Source organism: Anaerobranca gottschalkii DSM 13577 (genome assembly GCF_900111575.1).
Lineage (GTDB): Bacteria > Bacillota > Proteinivoracia > Proteinivoracales > Proteinivoracaceae > Anaerobranca > Anaerobranca gottschalkii.
In genome coordinates, this window is record NZ_FOIF01000020.1 from 1 (window position 1) to 18180 (window position 18180).

The following is an 18180-nucleotide window of genomic DNA, read 5'->3' on the forward strand; positions in this document are numbered from 1 at the left end:
TTCTAGGCCTTTTTATCTTATTTTTACTGATAAAGTCAAGATATATCTCAAATTTAAAAGTCAATAGCTAATTATTTTCCAAAATTTGCAAAGCTTGTTTTGCTAAATCTATAGATTCATCTAAATAAGCGTGGGCTCTAGCAAAGTGATGGCTACCGGTACTATTTTCTGCGAAAATAAAGTCCCACCTTATTTGTGCCCTACGATGTAAGTTTCGAACCTGTTCTAAAATATCATCTTCGATATTTCCTTCTTCAACCCTTACAGCCAATTTTTCAATTAAATCCACCAATAAATCCATAGCTTCTTTAGTTTTATCTTCTACCTCTTGTTGCTTACTATTTACCCAGTCAGCAATACTTTGTTCATCATGGTTTACATGACAACCTAGACAGGATTCTCTCGCTGTCTTTAAAGGACTGGTCCACCAGTGAGAAACATAAGTCTCCCCTTGATCATTTTCCATTTTAGGCATATGACAGGCATTGCAGTCCATTCCTAACCTATGATGGGGACTGTCCCTGTACATTTCATATTCAGGATGTTGAATTTTGATAAGGGGGGTACCAGTCCTAGGATGGACCCAATCGGCAAAGTTTTTCTCATCAAAATACCTTTCATAATCCTCTACCGTTAATCCGTATTTCCAAGGCAATACTATTGCTTTTGTATCAGGGTCTATATAATATTCTACATGACATTGGGCACAGTTTTTACTTCCCCGTTCTATTTCAAAGTCCAGTTGCTTAAAACCTATCTCTGCATGGGGAACAGTTATATGGAGTTCTCCAGGATTATTTCTATGACAGCTATAACAAGTAATAGGGTATTTTGCTTCATTGGCCATTTGAACAAAATCCATGGCAAATAAATCTTCTCCATATTTATTATATAATCTTTCGTAATCGGAACTTTTACAAGCTAAACAAGAGGCTCCTGGTTTAGGTCTTCCAATATTTATTACATCTTCTAAAGCATAGACATGGCCCCTGGCGGAAAAATATTCTTTACTAAAACCAAATCCTTCATAGAGGACAGATATTTGTGGATACTTTTTAATATAGTCAATTTGCTGTTCTCCACCAAATTCAGTATCCCCTTCATTGGAATTTCGAAGATATGATTGATAAATATCGGGATATTTATCCTGCCAATAAGCTGGATCTAAAATTTTACTGGGTTGAGGTTCCCTTTCTTGGGTCATAAATTGTCTAGTGAAGTTATACCCTACAAAAACTGCTACTAATATTAAAAAACTAATTAAAATGTATTTTTGTGTTTTCGTCACTTAAAATCACCTCAAGGTTATTTTTCCCAGATTCTATAAATAACTATGCAAACTAGGTAGTAAAATATTTACTCCCATATAAGTGAATAATACGCTAATAAATCCGAATATGGAAAACCAGGCCAGTGTCTTTCCATTAACCTTTTTATTGATTCTCACATGTAAAAATACTGCATAAATAATCCATGTAATTAATGACCAAGTTTCTTTAGGATCCCAAGCCCAATACCTAGTCCAGGCTTTTTGGGCCCATACCGCCCCAGATATGATAACAAGTGTGAGAAACAAAAACCCAAAGGTCACTGTTTTATAAATTAATGGCTCTATTTTTTCCTGTTTTGGTAAATAGTTTTTGATAAAAGTTCCTTCTTTTGTTCGATGTAAAACTAAATACAAAATCCCCAAACCAAAGGCTACTCCAAAGGCTCCATAGCTAAAAACCGCTGTAAATACATGATACAATAGCCACTTACTTTGCAATGCTGGCATTAAAGGGTTAATTTCTCTAGATAAAGTAGTAGCATATGTAGTTATAAGGAGGATAACTGGAAGGATAAATATGCCTAGTCCAGGATATTTGTAGTAAAGGGAAAAGACTAAAAAACAAAGGGAAATACCCCAAGCAAAACATAGGGAAAATTCAAATTGGTTAGCTAAGGGAGGTCTTCCTGCTACAATCCAACGGCTTAATATAGAAATTGTATGGAAAATCCATCCTAAACCTAATAAATTATATCCCCACTTTGCATAGGAGAGTTTTTGTAGTACTAAAAAGCCCAAATAAAAAGCTAAAGATAATGTGTATAGTATATAAGCTAAATTAAACGACACTCTTTCTAACATAATTTTCATCTCCTTTTAATAAATCTATTAATTTATCAATTAGCTGTTCTTCGTCTTTTGGGGAATATATATATATCAAGTAATTCCCATCCCTAAGTGGGCGAATTACCACTGATCTTGGGTTAACATAAAAAGAGAGGAATAAACCTAGAATCAATAACAGGGAGGCAAACCATACCCCAGGTAGGGTTGGATCACTGGTTATCTCTAAGACTGTATATCTCTCAGGTTGGCTGAAAACTATAGTGTTTCCCCTCCACCTTATTGGCTTATTAGGTTCTATAAAGTTCATTGATTCGATTTTATTTTTATAGATCAACTGATAAATAATTATTGGATTTTCTGCCAATGGACTATTATTTACAACATCAGGGCGAATATCTAGTACCCTGACTTTAGAATTCTCATCAATAAAATGAAAATCTTGTTGATACATTGGCCTTACTACCTTAGGCTCTCCACCAAAGGTTATGCTCATTTTAGTAGCCCAACCAGTGGCTACTTGATAAAACCTATAATTCTTATAATTCAAAGGATTATTGACGGAAACAGTTCCTGAAAATTCTTCTTCAGCATTTAAAATTTTAATATATGAATAATACTTATTTACAGAAAAATCATCTCTAAAATCTACAAGGAAATCTTCAATATATACTTGTAAATCTGTATTAAAAACTTCTATGGTTTCACCGGGTAAACCTGATATTTGGTAACTAAAACCATATATTTTCCCTAAAAAGTAAAATAATACAAGGGACAACACAGCCACATGGGTTATCCAAGAACCTAAAAAACCTATTTTTCCCTTTGTACTGTATAGCAAATTACCATCAGCTTTAAATTTTTTAAAACCTAAAACCCATAATTTTTCTTTAATAACCCCAAGTTCTAAGGGTGTTTTAATATGATTTTTTCCAATGAAATAAGATGTATTGCATTTTTTATAAATTTGGGGAAGTCTAATTATACTACATAGGAATAGATTTATTGTAAGGGCTGTAAACAACAGACTAAACCAACGGCTGTGATACATATCATGTAACTGAAAAAGTTCTATTACTGCAAAAGTTCGGGAATCATAGCGATGTTCATACCAATGTAAAGGCATTTGTTGTGGAATAAATGTACCGATAATCGATAAGATTCCTATTAGGATTAACAGTACCACCCCAGTTTTCATAGAATAGAATATCCTCAACTTTTTCATCAAATCACCTCAGTGTTAAATATTCCCAAAAATTATCTTTTTAAACACAAAAAAAGAGATTCACTGTTTTCACAATAAACCTCTTTTAAACTTATATTAATTCAAATATACAATTGTAACCTCTGTGTTTTCTAACGTTTAATACCCCATCTTCTAAAATAAGGTACTGTCCTTTAATCCCTAATAAATTAGATTCAATAATACTATTTTTATCTAAATCTATGGATTTCATTTTTTTCGGTTTAGCATGGGGATAAGTTATTTTTGTTATTTCCTTTCCTTCAATTAAAAATGGGCGAAATTCATCTTTAACGACATTTTTTATCAGTTCTAAGGAAGGAATTAACTCCCCTGTTTCTTCGCCATTTAACATTTTCCGCCAATCAGTTTTATCATTTAGATATTCTGATAGAAAATGTTCCAAAAGACCTGCTGTTTTTCTATCAGGTACCAAGGCAATAGGAATACCTTCCACCGCCCCTTGATCCATCCACCTTTTAGTTAAAGTTTTTTCCCTAGTAATCCCTACTTTAACTCCACTGCTTATAGCTAAATATACATAGTGTTTTGTAAAACAATAATTTTGGGCAAATTCCTGGTCTCTACAAGTCCCTTGATGAAAGTGGCATAAGTGGGGTTTTACAATACAAAGATCATTTTCCGCTAAATCTCTAAAACAAGGATAGCAATAACCTTGATTAAATGTCTTTTTTATTTCTCTCCCACAAGCTATACAGTTTTTTACTCCATTATAGCTAATTCTTACTCTTTTACCAATCCAAGGATTTAACGATATTTGCCCATCTCCAATGTTAATAGTATATTTCACAACCTCCCCTAATTGAGGTTCCATGCCATATAAAATTCCGTATTCCATTAACTTCACTCCTCCCATAACTTTATTATGCCTTATAATTCTATTTAGCACAAGGCTAAAAGCTAGTTGCAGTTAACTTATAAATGGTTTAAAATTTATTTAACCAAATTGCCATCAAATAACTAAACTAAATTAATCTGGAGGAAAGGGTTATGGTTAGACATTTTGCTGTAGCGGTATTTGTTGTTCATCAAGGTAAAGTTTTACTATTAAAACACAAAAAATTGAACATGTGGCTTCCACCTGGCGGACATCTAGAAGACAATGAAATTCCCGATGAAGGAGCAGTTAGGGAAGTTAAAGAAGAGACTGGTTTAGATATAATTTTGGTGGGTGAAAAAGGTTTAGACATTGATTATCCTAAGCAATTGATCCTCCCTAAAGGGATTCAACTAGAAAATATAAAGGATGACCATCAACATATAGATTTAGTATATTTTGCTAAGCTAAAGGGGAAGGACCAGTTCATCCCTAGTGAAGAAAGTGAAGAAATGGGCTGGTATTCAATAGAAAATCTCCCCCCAGATGTAAATTCTGAAATACGTTTGTGGTGTATCAAGGCTATTAAAGAATTAAGTGAATAATAAAAAGCAAGTTTATCCCAAAAGATTAAACTTGCTTTTTAAATTATTAGATTATTATTAGATTCGTATTAGATTACAGAAATATATCATTTAATAAGAGGGATTAAGCATTGTATTTTACTACTTTACCTGGATTTAATATATTTTTAGGATCAAAGGCTTTTTTAATACCTTTCATTATTTCCATGGTAATATCCCCTACCGATTCATCTAAGAAGCCGATTTTGGCATGGCCAATACCATGTTCACCGGAAACTTGCCCTTCAAGTTCAATGGCTTTTTCATACATTCTTTCCATTATCTCTTTAACTTTTGGTTTCCACTCTTCATCTGTTAAATTATCTTTACAAGCGTAAACATGTAAGTTTCCATCACCGGCATGACCAAACTGCCTGATCCTTACTCCAAACTCTTTTTCTAGCTGAGCACAGAATTTAACAAAATCTGCTACTCTATTTTTAGGAACTACTACATCACATTCGTCAAGACCTTGTGGAGTTGAACCTTTTATTGCCTCTAAAAATGCTCCCCTTGTTGACCAAATGGATTCATGGCGTTCTTGGGTATTAGAAATCAGGACATCAATTGCACCCTTTTCTAAACACAATTGAGCCACTTCATCATAGATTTCCTCAATTTCTTCTTTACTATTTCCATCAAAACTCAATAAGAGATAAGCATCTGCCGATTTATCTGGAAATTCCCTACCTAAATGTTCCTCAGCAGCTTCAATTACTTCCCTTTGCATAAATTCCACTGCCGTAGGAATTGAACGGGATCTTAAGATAAAGGGAACTGTTTCAATACATTTATCTAAACTTGGGAAAGGAACAAGGAGTGAAACAGCTTTTTTAGGTAATGGAAGTAATCTAACAATAATTTCTGTTACAATTCCTAAAGTTCCCTCGGAACCGATCATAATATCTTTAATACTGTATCCTGAGCTATTTTTAATAACTTTACCACCGGTTTCGATAATTTCACCATTAGGTAAAACAACAGTCATTCCCCTAACATAATCCCGGGTGACACCGTATTTAACAGCTCTCATACCCCCGGCATTAGTCATCACATTTCCCCCTAAAGTAGCACTTTTTTCACCGGGATCTGGTGGGTAGAAGAGATTTTTTTCTGTGACAGCCTTATTAAAATCCATAAGTAAAACCCCTGCTTGTACTTTAGCCATTAAGTTTTCTTCATCTATTTCTAAAATCTTATTCATTTTTAAAGTTGAAATCATAATTCCACCGTGGATAGCTACAGCTCCACCACATAAACCTGTACCGGAACCTCTAGGTGTTACAGGTATATTATTTTCATAAGCATATCTCATTATTTTAGAAACTTCTTCAGTAGTCAATACCTCCACTACTACCTCTGGCATGAATCTTCCATATTCTTGCATTTCATCATGGGAATAATCCTCATTGATATCTTCACCATAGTAAACTCTATCTTCAGAAGTAACACTGATTAGATAGTTTATATCTTGTGGTCTAATTTTTTGGTATTCCATCTTTTCTCCCTCCCTTGAATAATTAAACTGCTAATTCGGTAATATCTTCACCGTTTTTAATCATTTGAATAAGTTTTGGCACTACTTCGTAAAGATCTCCAACTATACCGTAATGGGCTACATTAAAGATTGGGGCATTAGGATCTTTATTGATGGCAAATACATTTTCCGCTCCCCCCATACCTGCGGTAAACTGTACTGCTCCTGAAACTCCTAAGGTAATCATCAGTTTTGGGCGAACTGTTCTACCTGATAAACCAATTTGTTGAGAATGGTTACCCCAACCAGCTTCTATTAAAGGACGGGTTACTGCAATTTGTCCTCCTAAAAGGTCTGCTAATTCCTGTACCATTGCCATATCTTTTTTCTCTTTTATACCTCTACCTGCTACAATTAATACATCAGCATCACTAATACTTGCCACCTTTTCCTTCTTAGCCACTTTAAGTACTTCAATTCTTGATTTTAATTTTTTAGGGTCTATTTCACAAACCTCCAAAGTTCCTGTAGGGTTTTTAACTTTTTCCGCTGCATCCATAACTTTATATCTCACTGTAGCCAATTGGGGTCTGTGGTTTGGTGTTACTATTTGAGCCATAATATTACCACCAAAAGCAGGTCTTATTTGGACTAAATCGGTATTTTCCTTCACATCAAGGACAGTACAATCTGCCGTAAGTCCTGTTCTAAACCTTGTAGCTATTCTAGGAGCTAAGGACCTACCTACTGAAGTTGCCCCTACTAAAATGATTGTTGGTTTTACTTTATTAATACAATCTTCAAAGGCCGCTGTATAAGAATCTACTCTAAAGTGTTCCAATTCTTTATAGTCATAAACAAATACTTTATCTACACCGTACTGGAGAAGTTTATCCCCTTGTTTGGTAATTTTATCTCCCAAAAATAGGGCATAAACAGGATGATTTATTTTCGCAGCCAGTTCCCTAGCTTTCCCTATCAGTTCATATGTTACAGGATGGATATTCCCCTCCACATGTTCTACATAAACCATTATACCTTTCCAATCATCTTTATTTATTTCAGGTCTAACTTCATCTACAATCCCCATTGCTTCTAAGGGACATTTTTTAATACAAATTTTACACATTTTACAGGCAGCATCTATGACAATTTTCCCTTCTTCAACACTAATAGCATTAAAGGGACAAGCCTCTATACAAACTTCACAAAGGGTACACTTATTATGATTTACCACTAATGCCATAATCCCCATCCTCTCCTTAAATAAATTTTAACTCTTTAAGTTTAGTAAACATCTGATTAGATAGTTCTTCACCAGTACCTTCCCAAATAACTTTTTCTCCATTACTTTCAGGGTTGAATATCCTTTCTACTTGGGTAGGTGAACCACTTAAACCATATCTATTGGGGTCTTGATCAAAGAAATCGGCAAAAGTTTTCATTATAACCGGTTTATCTTTAGTTGCCAGTTTCTTTCTATAAGAAGGTAGTCGAGGTTGGAAAATCCCTTTTTCAACAGTGATCAAGCAGGGATATTGCATTTTTACTGTCTCCACAGTATCTGCCATATCCATTTCAACAATAATACCTTGATTATCAGCTTCTATGATTTTTGTTACCCAAGCGACATGGGGCATGTTGAGATATTCTGCTATTGCAGGACCTACTTGGGCAGTATCCCCATCAGTAGTTTGTTTACCACAGATTATTAAATCTGGTTCTCCAATAGATTTAATACCTTGGGATATAGTATAAGATGTTGCTAAAACATCGGCTCCAGCAAACTTACGGTCAGAAAGGATATAGCCATGGTCAACTCCCATCATATAAGCTTCTTTTATTACACTTTCAGCCTGAGGTGGTCCCATGGTAATTACAGTAACTTCTGCCCCCAGTTGTTCTTTTAATTTAAGGGCTGTTTCTAAGGCATAAAGGTCATATGGATTCATTTTTGATTCTACTCCATCCCTGATCAAAACACCATTTTCATCAACGGCAACATTAGATGATTCAGGAACCTGCTTAACACATACAAAAATCTTCATTATTTCTCCTCCCCATGTTTTTACTTTATTTAAAAGTTATTTAACTATAACTGAAACACCGTCGGGAATTACAGTTATTGAAGCATCTTTCCCTTTGATTTGAAAAGCTTTTTCTAAAGCTTCTGTAACAGTATAGGCATGCTTTATATGCATATCTTCAATCATTTTTTTATCACACTGGTCTGTCACTATAAACACTGTATGTTTTTCCAATATTCTAGCTAGAATCTGAAATTCCCATTGATCTGGGATTGTCTCATTTTGGGGAATTTGTAATACCTTTTCAGTAACTTCCCTAGGACATGAAGCATTGGCCATATACTGATAAAAGGATTCACCACCATGGCCATCATTACATGCAGAAAGAATAATTATTACTCCCCCTTCCTTACATGATGCCTCTGCCGCTGTCATCCCCTTTACAGTTTGATAAATATTTTGATCTAATGGATATCCCCCATTAGATGTAATTACAATATCAGCTGGTACTTTTTCCACAACTGCTAGATCCTTTACGAATTGACAACCTTTTTCATGGGCTTTTTGCGGATGTCCCGAAACAGCATGAATAATCTTTTTCTGGGCATCAATTACTACATTTAATATAAATTTAAGACCAACTTTTTCTGCAGCAAAAACCATATCTTTATGAATAGGGTTGTTTTCCAGCACCCCAGTTCTAGCAAAGGGGCTAGCTATAAACTTTGAACAATGATTGGCAAGTACAGTTTTTTCCCCTGCGATACCTGGAAGTACACTTTTCCTTCCCCCAGAAAAACCTGCGAAAAAGTGAGGTTCAATAAAACCTTCAGAGATGAGGAGCTCTGTTTCTACCGCCAATTTGTTTAACCACAGTTCACCACCAGATGGTAAAATTCCCACAAATGCCATCTTTTCTTGATCCCAACAAACATGATTTACTATTTTTTCTTTTTTAACGATCTCTTCCCCAAATTTTTTAATCATCTCATCATGGGTAGTAGCCCGATGAAAACCGGTTGCAATCAATATTGTGATATCGATATCAGGATTAACCTTCCGAATTCTTCTAAGTAAGATAGGTAAAGTAATTTTACTGGGAACAGGTCTAGTATGGTCACTGGTAATAATCACCATATTCTTTTTACCTTTAACTAACTCTTCTAAACTGGGACTACCGATAGGATTATCTAAAGCTTTCTCTACAATTTCTGTTTCTGTTAGCTCTGGGACAAAGTGATGGGCTTTTGATTCTAACACCCCTGCAAAATTTTCTTCTGGAATATCGACCTCCACAAAAGTAGTTGAATAAGGTATTTTGAATTTAGGCATAAAATTCCTCCTTTATAGTATCTAATACCCTTTATTAAGTCTGATGGTCAGACCAGTTACCTTAAAAAAAATTTGTTTAAAAACTAGATAATCTTTTTTGCTCTTGTTCTATTATACATTTATTTACATAGTCTAAATGACTCTTCATTCTCTCCGATGCTAATTCAGGATCCCCTTTAGCAATAGCTGCAAAAATCCCTTTATGTTGTTCGATTAATATTTCTTGGTTTTTAGGATCCATTAAAATTTTACTTCTAGTATATTTGATTGAGATATCTATAAGATCTGAAATTGAATTTAAAATATTATAAAGCAAGCGATTTCCTGTTATTTGAGCTATTGTATAGTGGAATTTTTTATCTAATTTGATATTTAAATCTTCATCTTTACGATTTTCCTCGAGATCTTTAACAACATTTTGTAACATCAAGATCTGCTCAGTAGTGGCATTTTTTGCTGCCATAGCAGCACTACTTACTTCTAAAATTGTTCTAAACTCTAAAATTTCTTTAGGAGACTGTTCTTCTAACAAAAACAAAGTTGATAAAGGCTCTAAAAAATTATTATCTAATTTTTCTTTAATAAAGTTTCCTTCACCATGCCTACTTTCTATTAAACCAATAATTTGTAAAGCACTTAAAGCTTCTCTGATAGATGCTCTACTTACTTGCAACTGCTCCACTAATTCCCGTTCTGAAGGAAGTTTATCTCCCCTTTTTAGTTTACCTTCAATTATCATATTTTTAATTTGCTCTATAACCAGTTCATAAACCTTTACATCTTTTATAGGGTGAAACATCTACTTCCCCCTCCATTCTCTTTAAATCTTATAGAAGATAAAATTATTCCTATAAATTTAATTTTATATTAAATGGAGGGGATTGTAAATGTTAATAGCTATTTTTTTCTAGAAAATTCCTAAATTTAAAATATATATGGTTACAAAACCAACAATACCTACTAGTAACGCATAAATAAAGGAGGGAATTGCATTTCTTCTTATAATCTTACCTTCTACCCCTAAGATTCCTACAGTGGTACAAGCGGCCACAACATTATGAACACAAATCATATTACCGATAGCTCCACCCACTGTCTGGAGCCCTAAAATTATTGTCCTTGAAACTCCCAAACTTTCTGCCACTCCGTATTGGAAGGAACCAAATAAAATATTAGATACTGTATTACTTCCAGACATGAAAGAACCTAAAATCCCAATGAAAGGTGAAAATATTGGCCAAGCACCTTGGAAGATATTAGATGCTGCGGTGGACATTGTTAACATCATGCCATCAATTCCTGCTTCATTTACCTGGGAGAACCTCATAACCTGAACTAAAGCTACGGCAAAAGCTAAAGCTATTGAGGCTGGTAATACTTGTTTAAAGGAATTTTTCCATGCAACAGATACCCTTTCCTTATCCATCTTGTGTAAAAATATTGTCAGTATTGCCACTAAAATAAAGGGTACTGTTCCCGGTAAATACAAATATTCTAAAGAATAATTTAATGAAGTCCCTAAAATACCATTCCACCCTATTTTAAAACCTTGTAAGTATCCCTTTACCGGTAAATTAGGCAAGCGGGTAATTACTAAAATTAAAGCAATAATAGCGTAGGGAAGCCAAGCTAACCATAAAGGCATTAGTTTTTCTCCACTATCGGTTTTAACAACCTCTTCTTTAACTTTACTTTTCCAATCTTCTTCCCATTCATCTTGAGGAGGAAAATCCCAAACATCCTTTGGAACTAAAAAGTTTCCTTTAACTGCAAGAATAACTAAAATCATTCCAACTCCCGCACCTACTAGTGAAGGAATTTCAATACCAAAGATAATTGCAACTAGTAAATAAGGTACTGTAAAGGCTAAACCTGCAAAGATGGCAAAGGGGGCAGCCTTTAGGGCAGGTTTAATACTTTTTTCTTTTCCGAAGAACTTAGTTAACATACATAAGGCAAGTAATGGCAAAAAAGTACCTACAATAGCATGGGGAATAGCTGACCAAATCCCTACATTTTTAATAAAGGCATCTAAAGTAAGGTCAGCTCCCGCTAAAGCTTCAACACTTACCATATTTCTGTAAGCATTAACAGGAGTTCCCACTGCACCAAAGGAAACTGGAGTACTATTGCCAATTAGGGCGACCATAGCAGCAGCTAATGGTGGAAAACCTAGTGCTACTAACAGTGGTGCCGCTAAAGCTGCTGGTGTACCAAAGCCTGCAGCTCCTTCGATAAATGCTGAAAATAACCAGGCTATAAGGATTACCTGAATTCTTCTATCTGGTGAAATTCCATGAAAACCTTTGTTAATAGCTTTTATTGCCCCACTATTTTTTAAGGTATTCATCATCAAAATTGCACCAAAAACAATTATTAAAATATTAAATGCAGATAAAGCTCCAAAAATACTGGCTCCAGCAATCCATTGAAAACTCATCTTCCAAACCGATGCTGCTAAAATCACAGCAATTGCCCAACTAATGGGCATAACTTTTTTTGCCGGCATATTGTACTTTGTCATAAGAACAATTGTTACTAGAATAGGTAAAACAGCCAATAAAGCCAACATCAAATCAACACTCCCTTTTTTATTAGATTTTCCCCCTTTATTTTATCTGTGCATTAAGCACAAACTATTATCTTAAACAATGATATGTAATGGCACCTCAGATGGTCTGACCACCTTACAACTTAATTGTAAGGCTGATTTTTCGAAATGTCAAGAAAATTCTGTATTAAATGAACGTTTTCACATTCACAACCCCTAGATTGACTTTTATTTTTTTCTTATTATTACCGGTAAAACAAGCTTTCTAGAATAAAATATAAATTCAAAAATTTTTTATTACTGTTATTTGTTAAAATATTAAAGGAGTTGGCTTGTAAACAAAAAGTAAATTATCATTTGAAGTTATGTTAATTTTATATATAAATGGTATTATAAAGTTAGTAGCCTTAATCAAAGGAGGTAGTTTAGATGGAAAAGATCTTAATTGTCGATGATGATCCTAACATTTGTGAAGTTGTCAAATTATACCTAAATAACGAAGGATACAAAACAACCATCGCTCATGATGGTAAATCTGCTATAGATAATTTTCGTGATCAAAAACCTGATTTAATAATTCTTGATATAATGCTTCCTATACTTAATGGGTATGAAGTATTAAAGGAAATTCGAAAAGAAAGTGATATCCCAATCATTATGTTGACAGCAAAGGATGATGTAATTGATAAAGTAGTAGGATTTGAAATAGGTGCCGATGATTATGTAGTTAAGCCCTTTGAACCTAGGGAGTTAGTAGCAAGGGTAAAAGCAGCTATCCGTAGAGCTACTTTAATTAAATCATCTATTGATAATAAGGATAAAGATGAAAAAATCATCAGTTATCCAGATTTAGTTATCAATCTTTCCTCTTATTTAGTTAGTTATTACGGTAAAAACATTGAGCTTTCACCAAAGGAAATTGAACTTTTATTTTTCTTGGCCTCTCATCCAAACAAAGTTTTTACTAGGGAGTATTTATTAGAAAAAATTTGGGATTATAATTATCCGGGGAATTCCAGAACAGTAGATGAACATATTAAAAGACTAAGAAAAAAAATTCCCGATCACAAAAATTGGGCAATTACCACCGTTTGGGGGGTTGGTTATAAGTTTGAGGTGAAGATTTAATGCTAAAAAGAAGGAGCCTTTTTGCAAAACTGTTAATTATTTATACAATGGTGCTAGTCCTTATTTTGTTTGCTATTTCTGTAGTTTTACGGATTTCCTTTCAAAGGTTATATTATTTAGATGAGTTTAGAAGGTTAGAAAATACCGCTAAAGAAATTTCTGATATTTTTATACAGTATCAGGAAGGACAAATCAGTTATTTAGAATTTGGAATAGCCGTAAGGACCTTTTCTCAAGCTACCAATGCCATTGTCCTCATAACAGACTTAGAAGGAAGAATACTATTTAATTCATCTATGATTATGATGGGAGGAAGACATCACCTAGGACAACGGACTTACTTAAAAGAAACTTTTATGCCCCAACTAAATAAAGCTGCATCGGGATGTAATGTCAGAGAATTATCAATTTCCACCGAAACATCGGAAAGGGCATTAAACCTTTTCACACCTTTAATAAAAGATAATAAAACTCTAGGAATTATTATTATAAGTCAACCAGTTCAAGATATTACCGGTATAGTCAAGAGGGTTAATGGACTAATTTGGTTTGTTGGACTTACAGGTAGTTTAGTTACTGTTTTTGCTTCTTTTATACTTTCTAAAAGGTTTACAAAACCAATTATCCAACTAAATAATGCTGCTTTATCTATGGCTTCTGGCCGTTTTGTACCAGTCCATGTTAAAACAGATGATGAACTAGAACAACTGGCAAATTCCTTTAATTACATGGGAGAGCAATTGGCAAAACAAGATGAAAATCACCGCCAGTTTTTATCCACTGTTTCCCATGAACTTAGAACACCATTAACATCTACTTTAGGTTTTATTCAAGGTATGATAGATGGAATTATCACTGCTGAACAACAAGAGCATTATTTAAAAATTACCGTCAATGAAATTAAGAGAATGATCAATTTAACCAATGACCTTTTAGATTTAGAGAGGATTAAACAAGGACATATTCAACTTCACCGCAATCCCTTTAATCTATCCCAATTGATGGAAGAGTGTATCCAACAACTTACTCCCCTTTATGAAGATAAGGGCGTCAAAGTAACCTTCTCTTCCCCACAACAGTTAAATTTTGTTGGAGATAGAGATCGATTAAAACAAGTTTTTGTCAACCTTTTAGATAATGCCATCAGATATGCTAACAAAAGGGTAGAAATAGAAATGACTTCTAAAACTAAAGCTTTAGAAGTCACTATTAAGGACGATGGCCCAGGGATTTCTGAAGAAGACCTCCCTTATATTTTCCAAAGGTTTTATAAAGGGGATAAATCCCGTTCTACTAAAAAAGGTGGAGCTGGTCTAGGGTTGGCTATCGCTAAACACTTAATTCAGTTACACGGAGGGGATATTTATGTAATTCCCTCTGATTTAGGGGCTGTATTTAAAGTTATTTTACCTAAAAATTAAAGAGGAGCAAATAAGCTCCTCTCAGTTTGTAGACAAAGTCATTTTTTAAAGGCTGTGGTAATTAAACATTCTAACAAAGTCTCCGTCGAGATTTAAGGCTTCTATCTAAAAGGAAGAAGGGTACCGCTCTAATTCGCCGTCCATGGCTCAATAGAGCTTTCGGAACGTCCTGTTCCTCACCCCTTCTTCCTTTTATCTAATCAGCTCTTAAATCTACCTCCTCGACTTAATCGTATCTTTGTTTAATTACCACAGCTGATGATGACTTTGTTATAGTTTGTCTTCAGTCTGAGAGGAGCAAATAAGCTCCTCTTTAGCCTTTATAAGCACATTTACCATTTACAAAGGTATATAAACATTTAGCGGTGAAGTTAAAGGGGTGTTTATCATAAACGGCAATATCTGCATCCTTACCTTCTTCTAAAGAACCTAATCTATGTTCTAAACCTAAAGTTTTGGCTGGATTTATTGTAATCATTTTTAATGCCTCATATTCATCTAACCCTTCCCTTACTGCTAATGCTGCTGCATGGATTAACTGATAGATTGGCAATACTGGATGATCTGTAGTTATAGATACTGTTAATCCAGCATCAGATAAGATCTTCAGTGACTTCAAAGTCTTGTTTTTAGTTTCAATTTTAGAAGGAACACCTAAGGATGGACCTACTACTAAAGGATAATTAAATTTTGCTACATAATCCACAATCAAATGGGCTTCACTGGCATGTTCAATAGACATTTCAAAATCAAACTCTTGGGCAATACGAATAGCTGTGGCTATATCATCTGCCCTATGGGCATGGATCCTTAAAGGCATTTCTTTATTTATTACCTTTAATATGTTTTCAAGTTTTAAATTCCTTTCTGGTTCTTTATCTCCATTTTCTTTTCCTTTATTTAACTTCCTTTGGTAATTGAGGGCTTCCACAAGGGCTTCCCGTAAGGTAGCCGCTGTACCCATTCTTGTAGATGGACACATTTTTTTACTATTATAAACCCGCTTAGGATTTTCCCCTAAGGCAGCTTTTAAACCGGCGTAATTTTTTACAACCCTCGATTCTATGATAATATTCTCTGACCAATTTTTTACTACCACTCCAACTCCACCTACCACATTACCACTTCCTGGTATTACAAAGGATGTGGTAATACCAGCTTTGATAGCATCGGTAAAACCGCTATCACTAGGGTTAATGGCATCTAAAGCAAAAAGATTTGCCGTATTAGGTGAAGTTAATTCATTACCGTCAGCCCCTTCAAAACCCATTCCCTGTTCATAAATCCCTAAATGGGTATGGGGATCGATAAATCCTGGAAATACTAAAGCTCCATTTAAATCGATGACTTCACAATCTTCTGGGATTGAAAAATCCCCAACTTTTGCAATTTTATCATCTTCTATTAACAAATTACCATAAAATGGCTCCCGATCTTTAATGGTATATAATAAACCATTAACTAAAGCTTTTTTTCTAGCGTTCATAAACAATCTCTCCATTGATTATCGTTTTTTCCACCACTGTTTTATAATCGAATAAATGACCACTTAAAATAATGATATCGGCATCTTTACCTACTTCTAGACTACCAACCCTATCAGCTACACCAATAATTTCCGCTGCATTTATTGTAATAGCTTTTAAAGCTTCTTCTTCAGGTAAGCCATCTTTATGGGCTAAAGCAGCACAGATTGGTAAATACTGTTGAGGAATAACAGGATGATCTGTCATAATTGCAAATTTAACTCCAGCTTCATATAGTATACGCCCTGTTTCAAAGGTTAAATTTTGTAACTCTATCTTAGGTTTTGCAGTAAGGGTTGGACCGATAATTACCGATACCCCTTTTTTACTTAAGTAATCAGCAATCAAATGACCTTCTGTACAGTGTTCAATGGTTATATTTACATCAAACTCCTCTGCTATTCTTAAAGCAGTAACGATATCATCTGCTCTATGGGCATGGGCCCTTAAAGGTATTTCTTTTTTCAATACCTTTACTAAACTTTCCATTTTTAAGTCCCTTTCTGGGGCTTTATCTTCATCTTTTTCTCCCTTTTCTAATTTTTTGAGGTAGTTTTGTGCTTTAATCAATTCTTCCCTCATAATGGCAGCAGTACCCATTCGGGTTGTAGGCATTTTCTTTTGAGAATTATATACCCTCTTAGGATTTTCCCCAAAGGCACATTTTAAACCAGATGGATTGAGAATAACCATTTCATCGATGATTTTACCATATGTTTTCATAGCTAAGGCTAAACCACCGATGACATTGGCACTTCCCGGTCCAGATACCACAGTGGTAATACCACCTTTATAGGCATCTACAAAGGCACTATCCATTGGATTGATAGCATCGATTGCCCTTAAATGGGGTGTTGATGGATTAGTCATTTCATTGCCATCAGCCCCTTCAAAACCCATTCCTTCTTCAAAGATTCCTATATGGGAATGGGCATCAATTATACCTGGCATGACCACTTTCCCAGCTGCATCTATTATCTCAGCTCCTTCTGGGATTTCTAAATCAGTTCCTATCCCTTTAATTTTTGTTCCTTCAACTAAAATAGTTCCCTTTTCTAACACTTCTCCTGCCATAGTATAAATTTTTCCATTAACAATTGCTAACATATTACCAACCTCCTTTTTTATACCTAATTCGACAAGATTTTAAAAAATCCTTTCGCTATTCGAAATTTCCATTAAATTATTATTAATTAGCTGAAGAAAATATGTCAAAGTTGGGAACCTTTTTCCTTTTTCTTTCGTCTAACAAACAACTAAAGGAAAAAAGGAGGTTTTTCAATGAAAAAAATTTTTATCACAACACTTTTATTTTTAATGATCCTTTCCACATCAGCATTTGCCATGTTAAGGGTAGTAGATTCCCAAACTGAAGCTAGATATCTTACCATTGTTCAAGAAGAATATGGAAAAGATATGAAGTTTATTGAAGGTTGGATTAAGGAGTTTTACCATTTAGAAAAAGAAGTTTATGTAATGTTCTTTATAACTGAAAAGGAAAAAATTATGGTATACCTGGACATGGAAACAGAAGGGATAATTTCTGAAGAAAAATTTAATGAAATGGTCGCTGAAGAAGAAAAAGCTAATAAAGATAATCCTATCTTTACTATTACTGCTTTAAAAGGGACAAATGACCCTGATGCTCCAACAAGCAGTGATGATGAAGAACAAGTACCTGATGGAGATGTAAAGATTACCGGTAAAGATGGTAGCATTGAAGTTGATTTAGTAGCAACAGGTGAAAGGGTTAGTGAAAGTAATACTAAAAATTTAGCATTAACTACTATTGGTATTGGTGCTTTAACTGGAGCATTGGTTGTACTTAAACTAAAGAAAAAATAACTCTATAAAGATTAAGGACTAGGGGAAACATCCTAGTCCTTAATCTTTATTATATT

At 34.3% G+C, this 18180-nt stretch carries 16 protein-coding genes; 4 read left to right on the forward strand and 12 right to left on the reverse strand.

The features are described 5' to 3' along the window. Nucleotides 1-67: 67 nt before the first annotated feature. From BMX60_RS06320 to BMX60_RS06335, 4 genes are all read right to left on the reverse strand, one after another. On the reverse strand, nucleotides 68-1288 hold the full coding sequence (locus BMX60_RS06320) for an ammonia-forming cytochrome c nitrite reductase subunit c552 (RefSeq protein ID WP_091350459.1): 1221 nt from the start codon (nucleotides 1286-1288) through the stop codon (nucleotides 68-70). A gap of 33 nt (nucleotides 1289-1321) precedes the next feature. After that, nucleotides 1322-2131, reverse strand: a complete 810-nt coding sequence (gene ccsB, locus BMX60_RS06325) for a c-type cytochrome biogenesis protein CcsB (RefSeq protein ID WP_242945723.1) — start codon at nucleotides 2129-2131, stop codon at nucleotides 1322-1324. Continuing rightward, a complete protein-coding gene (locus tag BMX60_RS06330; protein WP_091350460.1) occupies nucleotides 2109-3338 on the reverse strand; it encodes a cytochrome c biogenesis ResB family protein in 1230 nt (409 codons plus the stop codon). The genes ccsB and BMX60_RS06330 overlap by 23 nt, the downstream gene beginning before the upstream one ends. 91 nt (nucleotides 3339-3429) lie before the next feature. After that, nucleotides 3430-4215 (reverse strand): DUF2797 domain-containing protein, encoded by a 786-nt coding sequence (locus tag BMX60_RS06335; protein WP_091350462.1) that lies wholly within the window; start codon nucleotides 4213-4215, stop codon nucleotides 3430-3432. A gap of 152 nt (nucleotides 4216-4367) precedes the next feature. Here BMX60_RS06335 and BMX60_RS06340 point away from each other — a divergent pair, with 152 nt between their 5' ends. Beyond that, nucleotides 4368-4799, forward strand: a complete 432-nt coding sequence (locus BMX60_RS06340; RefSeq protein WP_091350463.1) for an NUDIX domain-containing protein — start codon at nucleotides 4368-4370, stop codon at nucleotides 4797-4799. A gap of 103 nt (nucleotides 4800-4902) precedes the next feature. Here the strand turns inward: BMX60_RS06340 and BMX60_RS06345 are convergent, their stop codons facing one another. The 6 genes from BMX60_RS06345 to BMX60_RS06370 form a co-directional block, all read right to left on the reverse strand. Next, complete coding sequence (locus BMX60_RS06345) at nucleotides 4903-6315, reverse strand: FAD-binding oxidoreductase (RefSeq protein ID WP_091350465.1); 1413 nt, start codon at nucleotides 6313-6315, stop codon at nucleotides 4903-4905. A 22-nt stretch (nucleotides 6316-6337) separates the two neighbouring features. Next, nucleotides 6338-7540, reverse strand: coding sequence for an electron transfer flavoprotein subunit alpha (locus tag BMX60_RS06350; RefSeq protein ID WP_423230156.1), 1203 nt, complete (start codon nucleotides 7538-7540; stop codon nucleotides 6338-6340). A 16-nt stretch (nucleotides 7541-7556) separates the two neighbouring features. After that, a complete protein-coding gene (locus BMX60_RS06355; protein WP_091350469.1) occupies nucleotides 7557-8342 on the reverse strand; it encodes an electron transfer flavoprotein subunit beta/FixA family protein in 786 nt (261 codons plus the stop codon). A 36-nt stretch (nucleotides 8343-8378) separates the two neighbouring features. After that, on the reverse strand, nucleotides 8379-9653 hold the full coding sequence (gene larA / locus BMX60_RS06360) for a nickel-dependent lactate racemase (RefSeq protein ID WP_091350471.1): 1275 nt from the start codon (nucleotides 9651-9653) through the stop codon (nucleotides 8379-8381). Between the two features lie 76 nt (nucleotides 9654-9729). Next, nucleotides 9730-10452, reverse strand: a complete 723-nt coding sequence (locus BMX60_RS06365; RefSeq protein WP_091350473.1) for a FadR/GntR family transcriptional regulator — start codon at nucleotides 10450-10452, stop codon at nucleotides 9730-9732. A gap of 108 nt (nucleotides 10453-10560) precedes the next feature. Continuing rightward, the gene (locus BMX60_RS06370; RefSeq protein ID WP_091350475.1) at nucleotides 10561-12225 is read right to left on the reverse strand and encodes an L-lactate permease; all 1665 of its coding nucleotides are present in this window, start codon (nucleotides 12223-12225) and stop codon (nucleotides 10561-10563) included. Nucleotides 12226-12633: 408 nt separating this feature from the next. On the opposite strand from BMX60_RS06370, the gene BMX60_RS06375 reads away from it, so the two are divergent. Together BMX60_RS06375 and BMX60_RS06380 are read left to right on the forward strand one after the other, a co-directional pair. Next, on the forward strand, nucleotides 12634-13332 hold the full coding sequence (locus BMX60_RS06375) for a response regulator transcription factor (protein WP_091350477.1): 699 nt from the start codon (nucleotides 12634-12636) through the stop codon (nucleotides 13330-13332). After that, the gene (locus BMX60_RS06380) at nucleotides 13332-14753 is read left to right on the forward strand and encodes a sensor histidine kinase (RefSeq protein ID WP_091350479.1); all 1422 of its coding nucleotides are present in this window, start codon (nucleotides 13332-13334) and stop codon (nucleotides 14751-14753) included. The genes BMX60_RS06375 and BMX60_RS06380 overlap by 1 nt, the downstream gene beginning before the upstream one ends. A 313-nt stretch (nucleotides 14754-15066) precedes the next feature. Here BMX60_RS06380 and BMX60_RS06385 read toward each other — a convergent pair whose 3' ends face one another. Next, nucleotides 15067-16239 (reverse strand): amidohydrolase, encoded by a 1173-nt coding sequence (locus BMX60_RS06385; RefSeq protein ID WP_091350481.1) that lies wholly within the window; start codon nucleotides 16237-16239, stop codon nucleotides 15067-15069. Continuing rightward, nucleotides 16229-17386 (reverse strand): amidohydrolase, encoded by a 1158-nt coding sequence (locus BMX60_RS06390; protein WP_091350483.1) that lies wholly within the window; start codon nucleotides 17384-17386, stop codon nucleotides 16229-16231. The genes BMX60_RS06385 and BMX60_RS06390 overlap by 11 nt, the downstream gene beginning before the upstream one ends. A 174-nt stretch (nucleotides 17387-17560) precedes the next feature. On the opposite strand from BMX60_RS06390, the gene BMX60_RS06395 reads away from it, so the two are divergent. Then, nucleotides 17561-18124 (forward strand): hypothetical protein, encoded by a 564-nt coding sequence (locus tag BMX60_RS06395; RefSeq protein ID WP_091350485.1) that lies wholly within the window; start codon nucleotides 17561-17563, stop codon nucleotides 18122-18124. Nucleotides 18125-18180: the final 56 nt, after the last annotated feature.

What these genes read in the sequence shown, in the direction of transcription:
- ccsB (WP_242945723.1), bottom strand. Translation starts at nt 2,131, where the DNA reads ATGTTAGAAAGAGTGTCGTTTAATTTAGCTTATATACTATACACATTA.
- BMX60_RS06330 (WP_091350460.1), bottom strand. Translation starts at nt 3,338, where the DNA reads ATGAAAAAGTTGAGGATATTCTATTCTATGAAAACTGGGGTGGTACTG.
- BMX60_RS06335 (WP_091350462.1), bottom strand. Translation starts at nt 4,215, where the DNA reads ATGGAATACGGAATTTTATATGGCATGGAACCTCAATTAGGGGAGGTT.
- BMX60_RS06340 (WP_091350463.1), top strand. Translation starts at nt 4,368, where the DNA reads ATGGTTAGACATTTTGCTGTAGCGGTATTTGTTGTTCATCAAGGTAAA.
- BMX60_RS06345 (WP_091350465.1), bottom strand. Translation starts at nt 6,315, where the DNA reads ATGGAATACCAAAAAATTAGACCACAAGATATAAACTATCTAATCAGT.
- BMX60_RS06350 (WP_423230156.1), bottom strand. Translation starts at nt 7,540, where the DNA reads ATGGCATTAGTGGTAAATCATAATAAGTGTACCCTTTGTGAAGTTTGT.
- BMX60_RS06355 (WP_091350469.1), bottom strand. Translation starts at nt 8,342, where the DNA reads ATGAAGATTTTTGTATGTGTTAAGCAGGTTCCTGAATCATCTAATGTT.
- larA (WP_091350471.1), bottom strand. Translation starts at nt 9,653, where the DNA reads ATGCCTAAATTCAAAATACCTTATTCAACTACTTTTGTGGAGGTCGAT.
- BMX60_RS06365 (WP_091350473.1), bottom strand. Translation starts at nt 10,452, where the DNA reads ATGTTTCACCCTATAAAAGATGTAAAGGTTTATGAACTGGTTATAGAG.
- BMX60_RS06370 (WP_091350475.1), bottom strand. Translation starts at nt 12,225, where the DNA reads ATGTTGGCTTTATTGGCTGTTTTACCTATTCTAGTAACAATTGTTCTT.
- BMX60_RS06375 (WP_091350477.1), top strand. Translation starts at nt 12,634, where the DNA reads ATGGAAAAGATCTTAATTGTCGATGATGATCCTAACATTTGTGAAGTT.
- BMX60_RS06380 (WP_091350479.1), top strand. Translation starts at nt 13,332, where the DNA reads ATGCTAAAAAGAAGGAGCCTTTTTGCAAAACTGTTAATTATTTATACA.
- BMX60_RS06385 (WP_091350481.1), bottom strand. Translation starts at nt 16,239, where the DNA reads ATGAACGCTAGAAAAAAAGCTTTAGTTAATGGTTTATTATATACCATT.
- BMX60_RS06390 (WP_091350483.1), bottom strand. Translation starts at nt 17,386, where the DNA reads ATGTTAGCAATTGTTAATGGAAAAATTTATACTATGGCAGGAGAAGTG.
- BMX60_RS06395 (WP_091350485.1), top strand. Translation starts at nt 17,561, where the DNA reads ATGAAAAAAATTTTTATCACAACACTTTTATTTTTAATGATCCTTTCC.